General features: G+C 47.3%; 15 protein-coding genes. 7 read left to right on the top strand and 8 right to left on the bottom strand.

Features of this window, described 5'->3' with window-relative positions; genetic code table 11:
* Positions 1 to 75: 75 nt before the first annotated feature.
* The gene (locus tag J4G07_00615; GenBank protein ID MCE2412481.1) at positions 76 to 1,512 is read right to left on the bottom strand and encodes an ATP phosphoribosyltransferase regulatory subunit; all 1,437 of its coding nucleotides are present in this window, start codon (positions 1,510 to 1,512) and stop codon (positions 76 to 78) included.
* Positions 1,513 to 1,871: 359 nt separating this feature from the next.
* Here J4G07_00615 and J4G07_00610 point away from each other — a divergent pair, with 359 nt between their 5' ends.
* On the top strand, positions 1,872 to 3,572 hold the full coding sequence (locus tag J4G07_00610) for a hypothetical protein (GenBank protein MCE2412480.1): 1,701 nt from the start codon (positions 1,872 to 1,874) through the stop codon (positions 3,570 to 3,572).
* Between the two features lie 36 nt (positions 3,573 to 3,608).
* Here J4G07_00610 and J4G07_00605 read toward each other — a convergent pair whose 3' ends face one another.
* The 7 genes from J4G07_00605 to J4G07_00575 form a co-directional block, all read right to left on the bottom strand.
* Positions 3,609 to 4,718 (bottom strand): hypothetical protein, encoded by a 1,110-nt coding sequence (locus J4G07_00605; GenBank protein ID MCE2412479.1) that lies wholly within the window; start codon positions 4,716 to 4,718, stop codon positions 3,609 to 3,611.
* Positions 4,719 to 4,732: 14 nt separating this feature from the next.
* Positions 4,733 to 5,191, bottom strand: coding sequence for a sugar phosphate isomerase/epimerase (locus J4G07_00600; GenBank protein MCE2412478.1), 459 nt, complete (start codon positions 5,189 to 5,191; stop codon positions 4,733 to 4,735).
* Complete coding sequence (locus tag J4G07_00595; GenBank protein ID MCE2412477.1) at positions 5,188 to 5,478, bottom strand: hypothetical protein; 291 nt, start codon at positions 5,476 to 5,478, stop codon at positions 5,188 to 5,190. Before J4G07_00595 ends, J4G07_00600 begins: the two co-directional genes overlap by 4 nt.
* 135 nt (positions 5,479 to 5,613) lie before the next feature.
* The gene (locus J4G07_00590) at positions 5,614 to 8,232 is read right to left on the bottom strand and encodes a leucine-rich repeat domain-containing protein (protein MCE2412476.1); all 2,619 of its coding nucleotides are present in this window, start codon (positions 8,230 to 8,232) and stop codon (positions 5,614 to 5,616) included.
* 193 nt (positions 8,233 to 8,425) lie between these two features.
* Complete coding sequence (locus tag J4G07_00585; protein MCE2412475.1) at positions 8,426 to 8,641, bottom strand: hypothetical protein; 216 nt, start codon at positions 8,639 to 8,641, stop codon at positions 8,426 to 8,428.
* Complete coding sequence (locus J4G07_00580; protein MCE2412474.1) at positions 8,641 to 9,228, bottom strand: AAA family ATPase; 588 nt, start codon at positions 9,226 to 9,228, stop codon at positions 8,641 to 8,643. The genes J4G07_00585 and J4G07_00580 overlap by 1 nt, the downstream gene beginning before the upstream one ends.
* Positions 9,229 to 9,258: 30 nt before the next feature.
* Positions 9,259 to 10,548, bottom strand: a complete 1,290-nt coding sequence (locus J4G07_00575; GenBank protein MCE2412473.1) for an anaerobic sulfatase maturase — start codon at positions 10,546 to 10,548, stop codon at positions 9,259 to 9,261.
* Between the two features lie 452 nt (positions 10,549 to 11,000).
* Here J4G07_00575 and J4G07_00570 point away from each other — a divergent pair, with 452 nt between their 5' ends.
* The 6 genes from J4G07_00570 to J4G07_00545 all read left to right on the top strand — a co-directional run bounded on the left by J4G07_00570 (position 11,001) and on the right by J4G07_00545 (position 14,632).
* Positions 11,001 to 11,771, top strand: a complete 771-nt coding sequence (locus J4G07_00570) for a LamG domain-containing protein (protein ID MCE2412472.1) — start codon at positions 11,001 to 11,003, stop codon at positions 11,769 to 11,771.
* Between the two features lie 55 nt (positions 11,772 to 11,826).
* Positions 11,827 to 12,003: a hypothetical protein gene (locus J4G07_00565; GenBank protein ID MCE2412471.1), complete on the top strand. Its 177-nt coding sequence runs from the start codon at positions 11,827 to 11,829 to the stop codon at positions 12,001 to 12,003.
* On the top strand, positions 11,993 to 13,465 hold the full coding sequence (locus J4G07_00560; protein ID MCE2412470.1) for an SAM-dependent DNA methyltransferase: 1,473 nt from the start codon (positions 11,993 to 11,995) through the stop codon (positions 13,463 to 13,465). Before J4G07_00565 ends, J4G07_00560 begins: the two co-directional genes overlap by 11 nt.
* 155 nt (positions 13,466 to 13,620) lie before the next feature.
* The gene (locus J4G07_00555) at positions 13,621 to 13,860 is read left to right on the top strand and encodes a type II toxin-antitoxin system HicA family toxin (protein ID MCE2412469.1); all 240 of its coding nucleotides are present in this window, start codon (positions 13,621 to 13,623) and stop codon (positions 13,858 to 13,860) included.
* A gap of 3 nt (positions 13,861 to 13,863) precedes the next feature.
* On the top strand, positions 13,864 to 14,220 hold the full coding sequence (locus J4G07_00550) for a type II toxin-antitoxin system HicB family antitoxin (protein MCE2412468.1): 357 nt from the start codon (positions 13,864 to 13,866) through the stop codon (positions 14,218 to 14,220).
* Positions 14,221 to 14,299: 79 nt separating this feature from the next.
* Positions 14,300 to 14,632, top strand: a complete 333-nt coding sequence (locus J4G07_00545; protein ID MCE2412467.1) for a hypothetical protein — start codon at positions 14,300 to 14,302, stop codon at positions 14,630 to 14,632.
* Positions 14,633 to 14,711: the final 79 nt, after the last annotated feature.

Here is a 14,711-nt window from a genome sequence, read left to right as displayed (position 1 = left end):
ACTAACGATCCTGATCGGATTTAGATGTCTATGAGCGATGATATTCGTTTCCAGTTTTTAACAGATGCGAAACATCTAAAGGAGACCGTCGAGGGTGACCACTTCTGTGTCACCGGTTTCGATTTGAATTCGGCGGATCAACTCATCAGAGACCAAGCAGAGCAAGTAATCGTAGTTCGCTTGGCTGGCATAATCCTGTTGTGCCTGCAAATCACGTTCCATCAAATCTACTTCAACGTTCTTACCTGATTTCCGCAACGTTTCAGCAAGTCGTTGTGCTTCCGCAATGCCTTCAGGTGTTTCCACTGCGATGAAGTAGTCTTTTCTCCCATTAACAGGTACCTTGCTCGTGTCAGTAAAGGCTTCTACAAGTGCGTCAAATTGAAACGCAAATCCAGCACCAGGTATTGACGGACCGCCGAAGGAAGCGATCAGGTTGTCGTATCTCCCGCCACCACAGAGTGGTAAACGTTTCTCAGGCAACTCGATCTGAAAAACCGTTCCGGTATAGAAATCGAACCCACGCGTGATACCCAAATTAATTTCAAAATCTGTAATACCGTAGTTTTCCAGACAGTTACAGAGAGCAAGCAGTTCCTGACGTGCTGCTTGTGCGGTATCGCCGAGAAGCGTCTCCCATGCTGTCATCACAGTGTTTCTATCACCACAAACCTTTGAGATATCTATACAACACTGTGCCATCTCTTCAGAAACATTGAGATACCGGTGCCATCTCGCCTTATAAGTCTCCTCAGCAATTACGGGTAGTTTCTCTGCTAAGGCAGGGGCAGTGCTTTCGACTAAATTCTGAATTGCGGCGGTATCAATTTTGTAATCGCCTTGGTAGTCAGATCCTTGCAGACGCCGCAGCATATTGAGTGTATCCTGCAGTGTTTCGATATCCCAAAGTTCACTTTCGTTACGGAGACTTACAAGATGGTCGATGTCCCAAATCATTTCTGCTTGGTCTTTTGGATCCAGCGCGCTCTGTTTGAAAATCTCACGGAAGACTCTCGTATTTCCAATTCTTAACTTTGTATGCGAGACGTTGAGTTTCTCAAGGACTCGGATCGGCATCGTAATGATTTCAGCGTCTGCGTGGGCAGAAGTCGGTCCGATAAGTTCAACACCTGCTTGTCGGAATTCCCGTTTTACTTCGGTACCATCAGCAACCGGTTCCTGCCGGGCACACTGCCCGATATAGTAGAGTTTATACGGATAAGGAAGGTGTTTTAGTTTGCCATTGGCAATGAGTCTACAGACAGGAGCAGTCAGCTCAGGTCTCAGAGCGTAATCCACCCGATCCGAACCGACGAACGTGAACATCTTGTGACGGATCTCTTCGCCGGATTGCTCCGATAATAGGGCAAAGGATTCAAACAACGGGGTCTGAACCTGTGCATATCCATAGGTTTCAAAGGTTTCACGAACGATATTTTCAACGAAATTTCGCTGAATCATCTGCTCAGGTAGAAAATCATTCGTCCCAGCAGGTTTATCAAACTTTTCCATATTTCAATTTTTCCTTGCGGTTCGATCAAAAGTCAAAAAAAAACCCAGTAAACGGTTTGCTCTTTTTCTCACGCGCACCGACAACGCGGCACGGAGGAGAGCGGCTTGTTTACCAGGGTCCAGACAAGTTAGACTTGCTTCGTATCAAAGATATTTATTCATATTCCCTCATCCGCTCTACTCAGAAGTGGACCGAATGATGGTGATGAATATTAAATGTAATAACGTTACACATTTTTTTCATTGCTTGTAACTTGAAACTTGCTATTAAAAAATCAGTGATTTTAATTGAATTTAATGATATTATACCGTATTGAGGAACGAATGTCAAATTTTTTTAGAGACCACCGAATAACGCAATGCAAATTAAACCTATTTACATCATCTCGATACTCGGTTTACTGCTATCCGTAATCCTATGCGGTATCTACTTCCAGTTCTCCTACTTTGAGCCAGATACCGTTTCGTATCTATTCCAAGCAAAGTTGTTTTCGGAAGGTAAACTCTCAGTGCCCGCCCCACCGGAACACGGGTTCTCCTCTTCACCGCATATCAACGTTCAAAACGGTAAATGGTATTCAAAGTATCCATTCGGAAATGCCTTGATGCTGATGTTCGGCGTATTTATTAACGCCCCATGGCTGATTCCAGCACTTGCAACGGGAGGTGCGCTGCTACTTCTCTACCTTTTTGTGAAAGAGATATATGGAGAGATCCATCCCGGAATTGCGCTGGTCGCTGCAGTGCTCGCGCTCATTTCGCCCGCAACACTCGGGATGGGTTCAACATGGTTCAGCGAGCCTGTGAGTCGTTTCTACCTCTCGCTTTATCTCCTTACACTTCTCAAAACCCTGAATTGTAAAAGCGAAGCCTCTCTTCTCGCGCGGATCGGTTATCCGCTTCTTTCAGGGTTTGCATTGGGATACGCGTTCAATACACGTCCACTCTCGGCAATAGTCTTTGGCGTTGTCGGCGCGGGGTTAACACTTTACCATCTGTTCACCGAATGGTTTAAAGTATCTGATTATCGCAAGTCCCTCGAAGGTTTGTTAACACTTGACTATCTGCTCACCCAATGGCAACATCAACACGAAGCGACGCAAGCGTTGCTCCCCACAATGAAACGGTTAGGATTCTTCTTTATCCCGTTTATTGCGATGCTTGGCGTGTGCATGGCATGGAACGCGCATTTCACGGAAGATCCATACATGTTCACGCATACGGTCGCGCAGCCCTACGACAAAATCGGTTTCGGTCTTCGCACGGAGGGCTATGAACCCGATCTTGAACGGGCATTTATTTTTACACCGGCATGGGCGATTGAAAGGACCTGGCGACACATCCTCCCATGTATCAGTTTCAACGCGCTCGGTTGGGGGAGTTATCACCACAATTTATTGAAGGACATAGAATTATCGGTGACATGGTTCATCGCCTTTGTGCCGTTAATCCTGCCCTGGTGTCTCGTCCTTTTGCCATTCTTCCATCGTTCGCGCAACGGATACGATGTGTTCTGTCTCGCTTTACTTGTAGGCAATTTATTGCTTTACGCCTTCTTTTACTTTGAGGGGTCGACGTGGGGATTCACACCTGTGAATGCTCGCTATTACACCGAGTCGACGTTCCTTGGGTTCATCCCGTTGGCAGCGCGCGGAATATTCATCCTCTATGAACGGTTCAAACCGTTCCAGAGACGCGGACTTGCGATTGGTGTCGGGATATGTTTTTTGTTGCTGAGCGTCAACATCGTGTGGAGTTATGTCCGCATTGGGAAGGTGTACCAGAATTGGAGTCCTGTCTATCAGAAACTTCCGCCGATGGTAGCAGAACGTGGTATCCACAATGCCGTTATTTTCGTGGCTCGGCATCGAGGTGCCCCGATTGGGGATTATCCTTTTCAGAATCTCCAAGAAGCGGATATTGTCTATTTTAAACTCGGTCCCGCCCCCCGGTGGAAACTCACAAATAGCGATTGGAAGAATGTCTACGCCCAATATTTCACTGGCAGGAACGCTTATCTGTATGTGCCGAACGAGAACAGCCTTACACAACTAAAATAAGCGTAACGCCTTCGCCTCCCTCTACAGTGCGAGAGCCTACATCACCTGTTCCAAAATGACGATATCCCCAGGGTTCCACGACTGCGCAATGATGTAAAGTTTGCCATCAATCTTACGGATCACTGCGCCGTGCAGATGCTGGAAGGTCTCTACACCCAATTCTTCTTTTAACATAACCGTTGAGACAAGGTTGTTACCCTCCAAGATATAGAGTGGCGCGCCTTTCTCCTTATTCGGTCCGAAGAGACATGCGACGACAGCGTATCCTGCTTCGTAGTCAATACTACATGGGAACGATCCTTTGATAAGGGAGAGTGTTTCTAAGTAGGTGCCATCTGGGGAATAGCGTTCAATTTCTGCATTTGCCCGATCTGAGGCATCCAACCGATTTGTGCCGTCCGGGACTGTAATGTGATGTCCTGTGCCGAATTGCCCCGGTTCATCACCTTTACCGCCGAATGCCAACGGATACCAACTTGCCTCAAGCGGTTCAAGACTCGTGAGTTTCGCCCCCAAAATGTAATCCAAATCAGAGTAACCGGTCGTAACGTAAAGCATGCCATCAATATGCGTTATACCGGTAGGCACAAACTTACCGCCTTCACTGAAATAGGTGTTGACCGCCTGATGTTGGAAATCCGTCATTGCGTCTGGTGCTTCCAATGTATGAACGAGGGTTCCATCCATCGTCGTCGTGAAAATCTTGCCGACATCATTCGCGGGAAAAGAGAGATAGGGTGTGCCGGCAGAGGTGGACCAGACAGTCGTATAATGTGCATTGGCTTTTTTCAGTGCAGGAGGCGTCTCAATCAGTCGCGTGGTCTTCAGGTCTGTACTGATTTGGATGATACCGACACCTGGAAGTGCAAAATAGGTTTCACCTTTCCCTTCCCGCCGGTCTACGTCAAATCCCCCGTGCGCCTTGTCAATTGCGGTGACGACTTCTGGCGGAAAATGGTCGCGTGTATAGAGCACTTTGAACTTAAGCGCACCCTGTCCACTCGTAAGTTTCATGTCAGAGGCTTCATGATGCGCAACAAACTGAAAATCCCCTGTTTCTGTTGGAGGGTGTTCTGTCACGTGCCCATAAATCTGCCCACCTATTATAAAGGTAATGGCGAAAATTAAAAAGACAATCCGTCTCATCCGAAATCTCCTCTCTATGCTTGTATCATCGATCGAAACTCTTTGGTAAACTCGCAACTGCGCGCAATACTCGCTACATCTTCCATCTTGTATTGGACAACGAGCGGACCCGAGAAACCGACCTCCTTCAAACCCTGCGCAAACGTCTCAAAATCGAAAACACCACCCCCCGGTTCACCGCGGTTACTCCCCGATACATGCACATCACCGAGGCATGCCTTCATGGCGTGTGCCGCCGTGTGCGGTTCAGCCCCATCGTTAAAAAGATGATACGTATCACACGTCAGATAGACCTGCAGACCGGTTTCCTCAATGAATGCCACGCCTTCCCGATAGTTATCAAGCGGACACCCTTTCTCAAACTCAAGCGCAATCTTCATCCCGTTTTCATTGCAAGCAGGTATCATCTGAGCCAGACTCCCGGAAAGTGCGTCCAGAGATTCCTGTCGCGATACGTTTTCGGAGGGGTTCACCCACACCCCAATAACCTCAGCGTCAAATAGTGCTGTAACGCTTCCATTTGTCGGGCGGGGGTTGTCAAGATGTGATTGCCGAACCCAATCGTTGGGGCAACAAGATTGTGTTTCTCAGCAAGACTCACAGCATCATCTATCTCTGCAGTCGAGAGTTCACCGAGAAAACCGGAATTCACTGGGATATTGATACCTTCGTAGCCTGCATCAGCGACGAGGTCAAAAATCTCGGCACGCGTGAATCTACCTAATGTGCCAGAATACGGGTCATAACAGATAGTTAACATTTTTCCTCGCTTGAATCCGTTTCTTCCGATAAGGGATACGGATCTTCTCTCGTCAGTTCTCCATTCGGGGTCCGGTAGATGCGGTTTCTAACCGCACCGAGTTTCCCGCTACCGGAGTTTAGGGGTCATTTGATACTATTTCAGGATCAACATCTTGCGCGTTGCAGTGAACTCGCCGGCTTCGAGTGTGTAGAAATAGACCCCACTTGCGACAGTCTCACCTGCCTTTGTTTTTCCATCCCAATAGGCTGCACGGCTTCGACTCCGATACACACCCGCCGGTAAATGCCCTAACGCCAACGTCCGAACCAACTTCCCATCTGTAGAATAGATAGAAACCGTAACTTCTGCAGCCTTCGCCAATTGATACGGTATCCACGTCTCTGGGTTGAACGGATTTGGATAGTTAGCAAGAAGTGCGGTTTGGGCAGGTCTCTCCGGCACCGCTGCCGGGGATGCCCCTACACCAACGACCTCAATATCCAATTCCATATCTGGGTTCTGTTCAAGGAGTCTGTGAAGCGGTGTCTTATCTTGAATCGGATTGCCAGCAAGCCATAATGATTCTAATTTCGTTAATCCTGCAAGCGCACTGATGTCACGAATCCGATTTCCCCAAAGATGTAGATGCCTTAACTCTGTTAGACCTGCAAACGCCGTTATGTCTGTAATCTGATTAGCCTGAAGATGTAGTTCCTGTAATTGTGTCAGCTTTGAAAGCGGACTCACATCTTGAATTTGGTTCTCCCAAGCGGATAGACGGACCAATCCCGTAGCGTGTTCCAATCCAGTGAGGTTCGTTATTTCACGGTCGGAGGCACCCAGAGTCGTTAACCTTTGCATCACCTGTTCTGTGATAGGGGTACTTGCGGCAAGACGGAGTTCCTGTCGCACAGCTGCGGCTAAATTCGCGTCCGGCATTTTCACCTGCGGACTGTTATTAATCTCTTCTTCTGGGAGAATGTCGTTATTGATATCCTCACGCATTGGCGGCGGAAGAATACTGTATTCAGCATCTGTTTCAAACCCGAAAAAGCCGCTCCAGCCTCCCCACCCTTGGTAAACCGCAACCAATAAGAGGTTTTTACCCTGTTTCAGCGTGACGGGAAAACCGTCTTGATAATCGTTTGCCCCTCGATCAGCAAGTTTTTCGTGGACCAGAGTGCCGTTGAGCCAAACCTTGACGGCATCATCACTGCCGACATGCATCACGGTTTTTTGTTCCCGAGGCACCTCCAAGGCGATGGAACCATAAGCGACATGGTATTCAATGTAACCGAGTTTTGTCAAGCCGATAGTGGTCACCATCTCTGTGATGTTATCGCCTCCTATTGGTGCAAGTTTACCAGAAGTCCACGCTTTGTTTCCAACCTTGGTACCAGCAATCGCGCCATTGGTAGCAATGTCCTGCTCCTTCACGGCTCCATCACTCGCGATGGCTAAGTAATCCATTCCTGATGCGGCAGCTTCCGAACCGAGTAGTTCATATTGTGTCGGCGCGATCATCCAGAGCCAAGGGCCCTCTATTTTCGTACCTACATTAGGAAGAATCAAAATGCGTCCGGTTTCTGACTCGGCGCGATACACTGCCAGGTTCTTGCCGTTTTCATCTTTGAGCAGCCAAAGTGATCCGACATGAGTATTATAGGAGCCTACCCTATGACCATGGTATAAGCGGTTATACAAACTCTCTGTCCTGTCAGGTTCTACCCGATACACGTACACATCACCAATTCCAAAGTTCGCGATAAAAATTGTCGTGGGGTCGCCTTCATTTCTCAGTGCCTGCAGACGTGGGATTTCACTTGGCGGATACGGGGGTAAGTTGACCCACCGCCCATCACCAGTGCTCTCCGGGTCACTCGTAAATGCTTTATTCAAAGCCAGTGTTTCTGGGGGCCATTGAAACGTTGGTAAATTCTGTGGATTAAATCCCTGAAGGTGGGGCTGATAGAGACGAGTTGTGACCGGGGTATACCGCCAATTACCATCGCCAAAGACTTCTTTGAGCAATGCCGCGAGCCCCGAATCGTATGTTTCCAAGTCCTTCCGTGTGCCCCCATATAGTTTTGCGTCGTCTGGATGTAGGCCGTGAAACCAAGCCCCTACACCTTCGGCCCAGTATTCCGCCTCGTTTACAACAGCATAGCTATTTTTCCACAATCCTTTCGCCATTGCTGCCACGTATGTGCTCTTGAGTCGGTCATCAAATCCTGGGTCAAGCTGTTTTAATCCAACGAGATGCACGAGATGCGCGAACTCGTGAATCAGGACACTGCCCCCTTCATAGGGATCCCCGGGATAGTGGAGCAGGTTTTCCTCGCTGCCACTAGCGGGTTCATACGGAGACGCAGTTCCTAAACCCCGGTTCCGTATATCGACAAAAAAATCGGGCTGGAGGTCACTGTATTCGGGAATCTGCGTTATTGTTTCGGTATATCCGATTATGGTAAAGCGCGACCGGTATTGTACGAAAGCTTGAAGGATGTCGGGACGGTGCTCAAGCATTTGATGGATGAGATACGCTGCTTCCTTTACAGCATAAGGATTCACCTTCTCCGATGCGATGACCGGAAAACCCCCTACATCAATCCACTGCTGGTAAAACGGGTCAAGGTCAAAAGATCTGCGAACATTCGCTGGGGGCAACACAGGATCCGGTATGTTAATCCTTTGTGCCTGCCCAGATAACAGGAATGAGAAAGATAGTGTTGAGAGTGTAAGTATACGAACAATTAAATGGAGTGTCTTCATGGCTTTATCTAATATAGGAGGGTTTTTCCTAAAATGATGATACGACCATGGGCCCTCTAACCGTTAGGGCATCATCCTCAATTGTTTGATAAAAGTCTCACATAAGTCGGAAAACCTGTCAAGAAAAATCAGATTGATTTTTCTTGACAGACCCAAACAGATAAGGTATCCTTCGCGAAAATCCATCATCACTTCACAAGGAGACTCTTTCTTCCGATATAGGATACGGATCTTCCTTCGTGAGTTCCCCATTCGGGAGTTCATAGTAGAGATGCCCGTTGAAATCATATACATTTGGAATCCCTTTCTTGCGGTTCTCTTCCTGTGCTCTTTTGACGGCGCGATTGCCGATCCGCAGCATCTCACGTGACCATTTATGGGTTTCAAGGCTTAGTTCATCTTGACACATTATGTGCCTCCATTGCGAATGTCTCGCATAAACAATTCAAAGAAAGTCTCGTTTGTTACTATAACACTGTTTCCTTCACCAGAAGCGACCTCTTGAAAGTGTTCCACAGAGTTGTAGAAAAGGTTCCATCGATCCACCAGATTTCTATAGGTGTACCAAAAATTGTGCTTGCTCCGATAAAACCGGCGTACAACATCTTCCGTTGGCACATGGTGCCCACCCGCACTCACTCTATTTCGGACCCGGGCAACACACGTCTCAGCGGATTTGAGAAAAATAAAGACGATCGAGACTGTGTATCCAGCACGTTTCAGTTGAGAGATAATTCTTGCAAACCCTTTCCCCGCAAGCGTCACTTCCACGGCAAAATCTTTCTCCGCTTCAATAAGGCGTTGGATTTCTTCAAAAAAGAGTCGTCCTGCTTGAAGTTTAACGCTGTCCAAATCCGCAGGATCGGATACCAATCTTTCCGCGATTGCATCGGCACTGATGTATTCGGAAATCTCCGAATCGAGAAGATATTCACGAGCGAATGTCGTTTTGCCGGAACCGTTTGGACCTGCTATAATGATCACATTTTTTGACAAGGAGATGCCTCTTTAAACACAAGTCCCGATTCACCTTTTGTTCAGGCAGCACTGCTTATACTTTCGACCGCTACCGCATGGACACGGCGAGTTCCGTCCGACTTTCTGTGAACCTGTTGATGCACTGGCGCGTGTTTGCTCCTGCTGACGCTGGCGTAGTATCGGTATGATACTATTCGCAGGTCGTCCCGCCTGAAGTGCGGAAGCCATCATCTTCATCGGTTCGTCGATATGATTGAAAAACTGCTTATAGCCAGCACAAAGGTAGTTCAAGCCATCTTCACCGGTAGGCGTTTTGATAAACCGGTTCTTTGGACAGCCGCCATTGCAGACGAACTTCACTTCGCAACTCCGACAGTATTCGGGCAGTGTATCCCGTTTATCGGTCCCGAATTTGCGTTGGAACGTTGAATCCACCATCTCAGCAATAGTGTTTTCCGCAATGTTTCCGACGTGATAGTCAGGTGTCACAAAATGGTCACAGGAGTAGAGGTCGCCGTTATGCTCAATTGCGAGTGCATCACCACAGGTTTCATTGAAAACGCAGAGACTGGGGTTATAGCCCAACCATGCCTCTAACGCCACATCGAAAATTTGGACGAAAATTCTTCCGATGTCGTTCACGACCCATTCATCGAAAATAGTGCAGAGGAATTTACCGTACTGCCGCGCTGTGACGGAACGCGGGGATACATTCTTTCCGCCGAAATGCTCAACGGCTGGAATAAACTGCATAAACTCTGCACCAAGCTCCTTGAAGTAGTTGTAGACCTCCATCGGATACTCAGCGTTATGTTTGTTGACAACACAAAGTATATTGTAATCGACCTTATGCTCCTGCAAGACACGCAACCCACGAATTACCTGTTCAGAGGACGGTCTGCCGCGTTTGTCGTAGCGATATTTATCGTGAGTTTCCGGGGGGCCGTCGATACTGACCCCGATTAAAAATCTGTTCCGCTTGAACAGTTCCGCCCATTCATCGTCGAGGAGTGTGGCATTCGTTTGAAACGAGTTCTGAATCTGCATCCCCGGACGTCTATACTTCTGCTGGTACCTGACTGCCTGTCGGAAGAAGTCCACTCCCATCAACGTAGGTTCGCCACCTTGCCATGCGAACGTGACTTCGTTGGTCTCCTGTGCCTCAATGTATTGTTTAACGTAGTTTTCCAAAATTTCGTCAGTCATGCGGAAGGAACGTGTTTCGGGATAGAGTTTCTCTTTATCGAGATAGAAGCAGTACTCGCAATCCAAATTGCATATTGGACCGATCGGCTTCGTCATTACATGAAATGCGCGCGGTGTGCTCTGTTGAACCATCTGATTCCCTCTTTTCACTTTTCTAATTTACCTTGCGGAGGAACAACGTGCTTTTAAACTATCACACGCGCTCCTTAAACCCGCTTCCGCCTGCTTTGCAGTGAGAATGCAGGCTACCGTTTTAAGTTTTGGCTTCCCGCTCCGTGCCTCGACAGCGATCAATTCGCGTAATCCACTTTCCTAATTTACCCTTTAATCTCGTAACATAGTCGCCAGAGATGTCTTAAAGTGTAGCATATTTTACGTGAACCTACAAGTAAATTTGTCATGTTCAACTTCAGGTATGTTGCTATCTTTTTTCTCGCAGAAAAAGCGTCTGCTAAAAGATAGAAATATGATATAATACCTTAATACAGAAGAGATACAGGAAAACCTGTTAACCTGACATTATCAAATTAAGGCTTTATGCCCGACAATGTTTTGGGCATTTAACATTTCATGGAGACATTTAAATGAAATCGCTATGTATAGGTTTGGCATTGCTTTTATGTTTGTGCACCGCCTCATGGGCATTGGAAGAAGACGATCCAGCAATCGTTGGCGTTTGGCTCTTTGAAGGCGATGTTAAAGATGCAACAGACAACGGTAACGATGGAAAGATAGTCGGTAATTTTAAGTTTGAAGACGGTAAGTTTGGTAAAGCAGTCGTTGCGGGTGGAGCCGGTAGCATCGATGTAGGCGATTCAAAAAGCCTCCAAAGCATCAGCGAAGAATTGACCGTAGCTGCGTGGTTCCGCGTAGATGCCGATTCAGATACCGGTGTCAGAAAAAACGGTGCCTATCTGTTAGAAGACCAGTCCGGTGGTGAACCGATACCTGATGGTTTCTCATTCAGAGTCTGGACAGCCAACGGTATTACACCCGGATTTTACGGCAAAACAGAATTAGAACAAGGGACGTGGTATCATGTCGCCGGAACGTACGATGGAAAGAATGTTGAGATGTACGTTGATGGCGAACCCGAAAGCAAACACGGCGCGTTGGCAGCCGACAAAACAGATTGGAAACCGGAATGGGGTGGCAAAGTTGCCGTAGGTGAGACCTTGCAACTCAAATTTGGTCCAGAGTCGTTTACCGGTGGTATCGACGAGATCGTCCTTCTCAGCCGCGCCCTTGAGGCGGATGAGATTGCGCAGCTACTCAATGGATGGGAGGACGCTTTCGCTGTTGAACCGGAAGGGAAACTGGCAACAACATGGGCGAGAGTGAAGGCATCTCGATAAGCTAGCGACGAAACAATGAATCAAACGGAAGATCGCGGTTCGGAAATTACCCACAATGAAGAGTCGCGATCAAGATTTCACGCTTACCATCCTCGAATTTGAAGACTATTGCTGTGTCACTCCTAAAATGATGGATGTGGGCAGCCACAAGGGACTGCCCCTACAGGAAAATCCCTTCAACCCAACTTACAATACTATCAAACTCAACTTGACACAGCACTATGTTGGATAAATTGCTTGGAATTGGAGAGGTATTTACCCCGCTGAAATGGGCAAAATGGCTCATAGATAAGTGGGATATCTTCGACGCATGGATTGATGGCGCACACATCTGCGACCCCACAGCAGGAAAAGGGGCATTTATCCTTGCGCTTCTGGACATTGCACGCTGTAGAGGGGTCCCTATCACCCCAGAACGCTTATCACGCCTAACGCTCATTGAGATGAACGCTTCACATCTGGCGTGGTTTAGAAAAAAAGTCAAACAAGAATTTGGCGTTGATTTCCCAGTATCCCAACTCTTTTGCCAAGATGTGATTATAGAGTCGCACGCAGGAAAGTATGACATTCTTATCGGGAACCCACCGTGGATGAATTTCGCGGATCTGCCCTCGGATTACAAAACGCGTGTAAAACCTTCTTTTCTTGCAGAAGGACTAGTGCCAGACAGACAGCAGTTACTTTTAGGTTCCTCTCGTATCGACATTGCGGCACTTGTCTTGAAGATCGCTCTCGGTCAATTCCTAAAAGAGAACGGGGTCGGGTATTTTTACTTGCCGCTTTCCCTTTTTTTCGGTGACGGCGCGCATAGTGGTTTTCGAAATTATAGGGCAAATCAGCGTAATTTCGCCGTAGATACAGTCTATGAATTCACATCGACCCAAGTGTTTGAAGGCATCGGCACATCATACGGTTGTGCTAAATTTCAGTGCGATACGTTCCAGACGTTCCCCATTCCATATTTCAGGGAATCGGACGGAAACTGGACTGAGCATAAGGCTGTTCCACTTAATGATTCTGCAGATCCGTGGCGGGTTGTGCGGGGCCTCAACGAACTGAATACAGGCACAACCGTTGACCTTAACTTGTCCCCGACACAAACACCACGTCAGGGCGTGAATACATGCGGTGCCAACAGCGTTTTTATTTTTCAAGACAAGCCTTCACACCTCCCTGAAGCATTTTTATACCCACTCGCGACAAAGGAGATTTGGCGGCAAGACACATCAATCCCTCACAAATGGATACTGCTACCCTATCATCGGGAAACTGGAAAGCCGCTCACGCAGCATCAGATTGAACAGCATAGTCCGTTGAAAGAATATCTCTGTAATGCTGAAGAGACGCTACGATTCCGAAAGGGAACGCTTCTCAAAACGACGATTGATAGAGGATATTGGTGGGCACTGTTCGGTGTCGGCACTTATTCGTTTGCGCCGTTCAAAGTGATGTGGGAGGCGTATGGGAGAAGTCGGTTCAATCCAGTTGTGTTGAGTTGCGTAGATGGGCAGGCATGGCAAGGTAACCAATCGATGCATGCGTTCATCCCGTGCTGGTCTGAAGATGCCGCACGCAGAATTAAAAGTGAGCTTGAGAATCCTGAAATTCCGACGCTCTTACGGCAGCTTAACGGTGCTGGTAAATGCAATTGGGCACAACCGGGGAAAATGAGAAAAATTCTGTTTCGTGGATAACGGAATGGCGATATAGAGAACGAGGCATGACCACGGGTGTGTCCCTGCGTAATTTTTCCAATTGAATTTTAACTTGATAATGGGCATATAACGCGTTATAATTTTAAAGTGCTATCCTACCGATTGCAAATGACCCTGTATGGAGTACTATTTCCATGCGTCGAGATAAATTGCTGGAAAAAATGCGGAACAATCCGCGGGATGATTGGCGAATTGCCGATGTTGAAAAATTAGCAAGGCGGTACGGGTTTTCAATCAGTAGACCGGGCGGCGGCGGTAGCCACGTCACACTACGTCACGATTCAGGGAGTAAATTGACTATTCCTGACCACCGCCCGATAAGACCTGTGTATATTCGACGACTTGTGAAAATGATAGATCAATTGGAGGTATGAATTATGAATGAGCTCGGGTATCCATTTTATATAAGTATACTGCCTGATGAGGAAGGTGGGGGTTATTTAATTGAATTTCCCGATTTACCGGGGTGTATTTCTGATGGGGAAACCATCGACGAAGCGATAGCGAATGGAGAGGACGCTATCCTCTGTTGGATAGAAACGGCAAAACGGTACGGGGATGAAATTCCTCAGCCTCGCTCATCTGTGGACTTCCCCGAACTTTTTGAAACGGAAGTTGAGCAGGAAGAAAATCCGTCAGGTGTTGGCCTTGGCAACGTAATTCGCGAGTACGAACCCTTCCCAAAAATTTCGACCCCAACTTGGCAGTTCGCTTGGGCTGTAACTTTCCCTTAAATTTCTTCTGCAGCGGAGGCAGAATCTTACTTAGTGCCGTGCTTTAGATATAACAAAATTGGGCACAGAGGAGAACAACATGGGAAAAATAGCCGATGCAACGTTTAAAGGCAAATTCGGGAACTATGCCTTTGAGGTTTATACTACAGACACAGTTTTCAATTCTGTTGGAGCAGTTTACATATTCTCAAAACGTACCGTTGGTTTAGATGGAACAAGCAAACACACGTTTTTATATATCGGTGAAACCCAATCACTGAAGGATCGAATTCCAAATCACGAAAAGTGGTATTGTGCAAGAAATTACGGTGTTAATTGCATCTGTGTCCATCGAGATAATGACGCGAATTCTCGTCTGCACAAAGAACTCGACCTTCTCTCTATAAACAAGACCCCCTGTAACGCCCAATAATTGCCTTAACAGTGCTGAAACTGCCAATTATTGCTTTGATTTGTGCATGTTGAGCACGCTCGGAAAGGAAAATTTAGAC

It is taken from the genome of Candidatus Poribacteria bacterium, assembly GCA_021295715.1.
Taxonomy (GTDB): Bacteria; Poribacteria; WGA-4E; order WGA-4E; family WGA-3G; genus WGA-3G.
Note: the sequence above shows the minus strand (reverse complement) of the source record. Positions and strands in the feature narration are given on the sequence as shown.

Coding starts and splice junctions, on each gene's coding strand:
- J4G07_00615 (MCE2412481.1), bottom strand. CDS start 1,512: ATGGAAAAGTTTGATAAACCTGCTGGGACGAATGATTTTCTACCTGAG.
- J4G07_00610 (MCE2412480.1), top strand. CDS start 1,872: ATGCAAATTAAACCTATTTACATCATCTCGATACTCGGTTTACTGCTA.
- J4G07_00605 (MCE2412479.1), bottom strand. CDS start 4,718: ATGAGACGGATTGTCTTTTTAATTTTCGCCATTACCTTTATAATAGGT.
- J4G07_00595 (MCE2412477.1), bottom strand. CDS start 5,478: ATGTTAACTATCTGTTATGACCCGTATTCTGGCACATTAGGTAGATTC.
- J4G07_00590 (MCE2412476.1), bottom strand. CDS start 8,232: ATGAAGACACTCCATTTAATTGTTCGTATACTTACACTCTCAACACTA.
- J4G07_00585 (MCE2412475.1), bottom strand. CDS start 8,641: ATGTGTCAAGATGAACTAAGCCTTGAAACCCATAAATGGTCACGTGAG.
- J4G07_00575 (MCE2412473.1), bottom strand. CDS start 10,548: ATGGTTCAACAGAGCACACCGCGCGCATTTCATGTAATGACGAAGCCG.
- J4G07_00570 (MCE2412472.1), top strand. CDS start 11,001: ATGAAATCGCTATGTATAGGTTTGGCATTGCTTTTATGTTTGTGCACC.
- J4G07_00565 (MCE2412471.1), top strand. CDS start 11,827: ATGAAGAGTCGCGATCAAGATTTCACGCTTACCATCCTCGAATTTGAA.
- J4G07_00560 (MCE2412470.1), top strand. CDS start 11,993: ATGTTGGATAAATTGCTTGGAATTGGAGAGGTATTTACCCCGCTGAAA.
- J4G07_00555 (MCE2412469.1), top strand. CDS start 13,621: ATGCGTCGAGATAAATTGCTGGAAAAAATGCGGAACAATCCGCGGGAT.
- J4G07_00550 (MCE2412468.1), top strand. CDS start 13,864: ATGAATGAGCTCGGGTATCCATTTTATATAAGTATACTGCCTGATGAG.
- J4G07_00545 (MCE2412467.1), top strand. CDS start 14,300: ATGGGAAAAATAGCCGATGCAACGTTTAAAGGCAAATTCGGGAACTAT.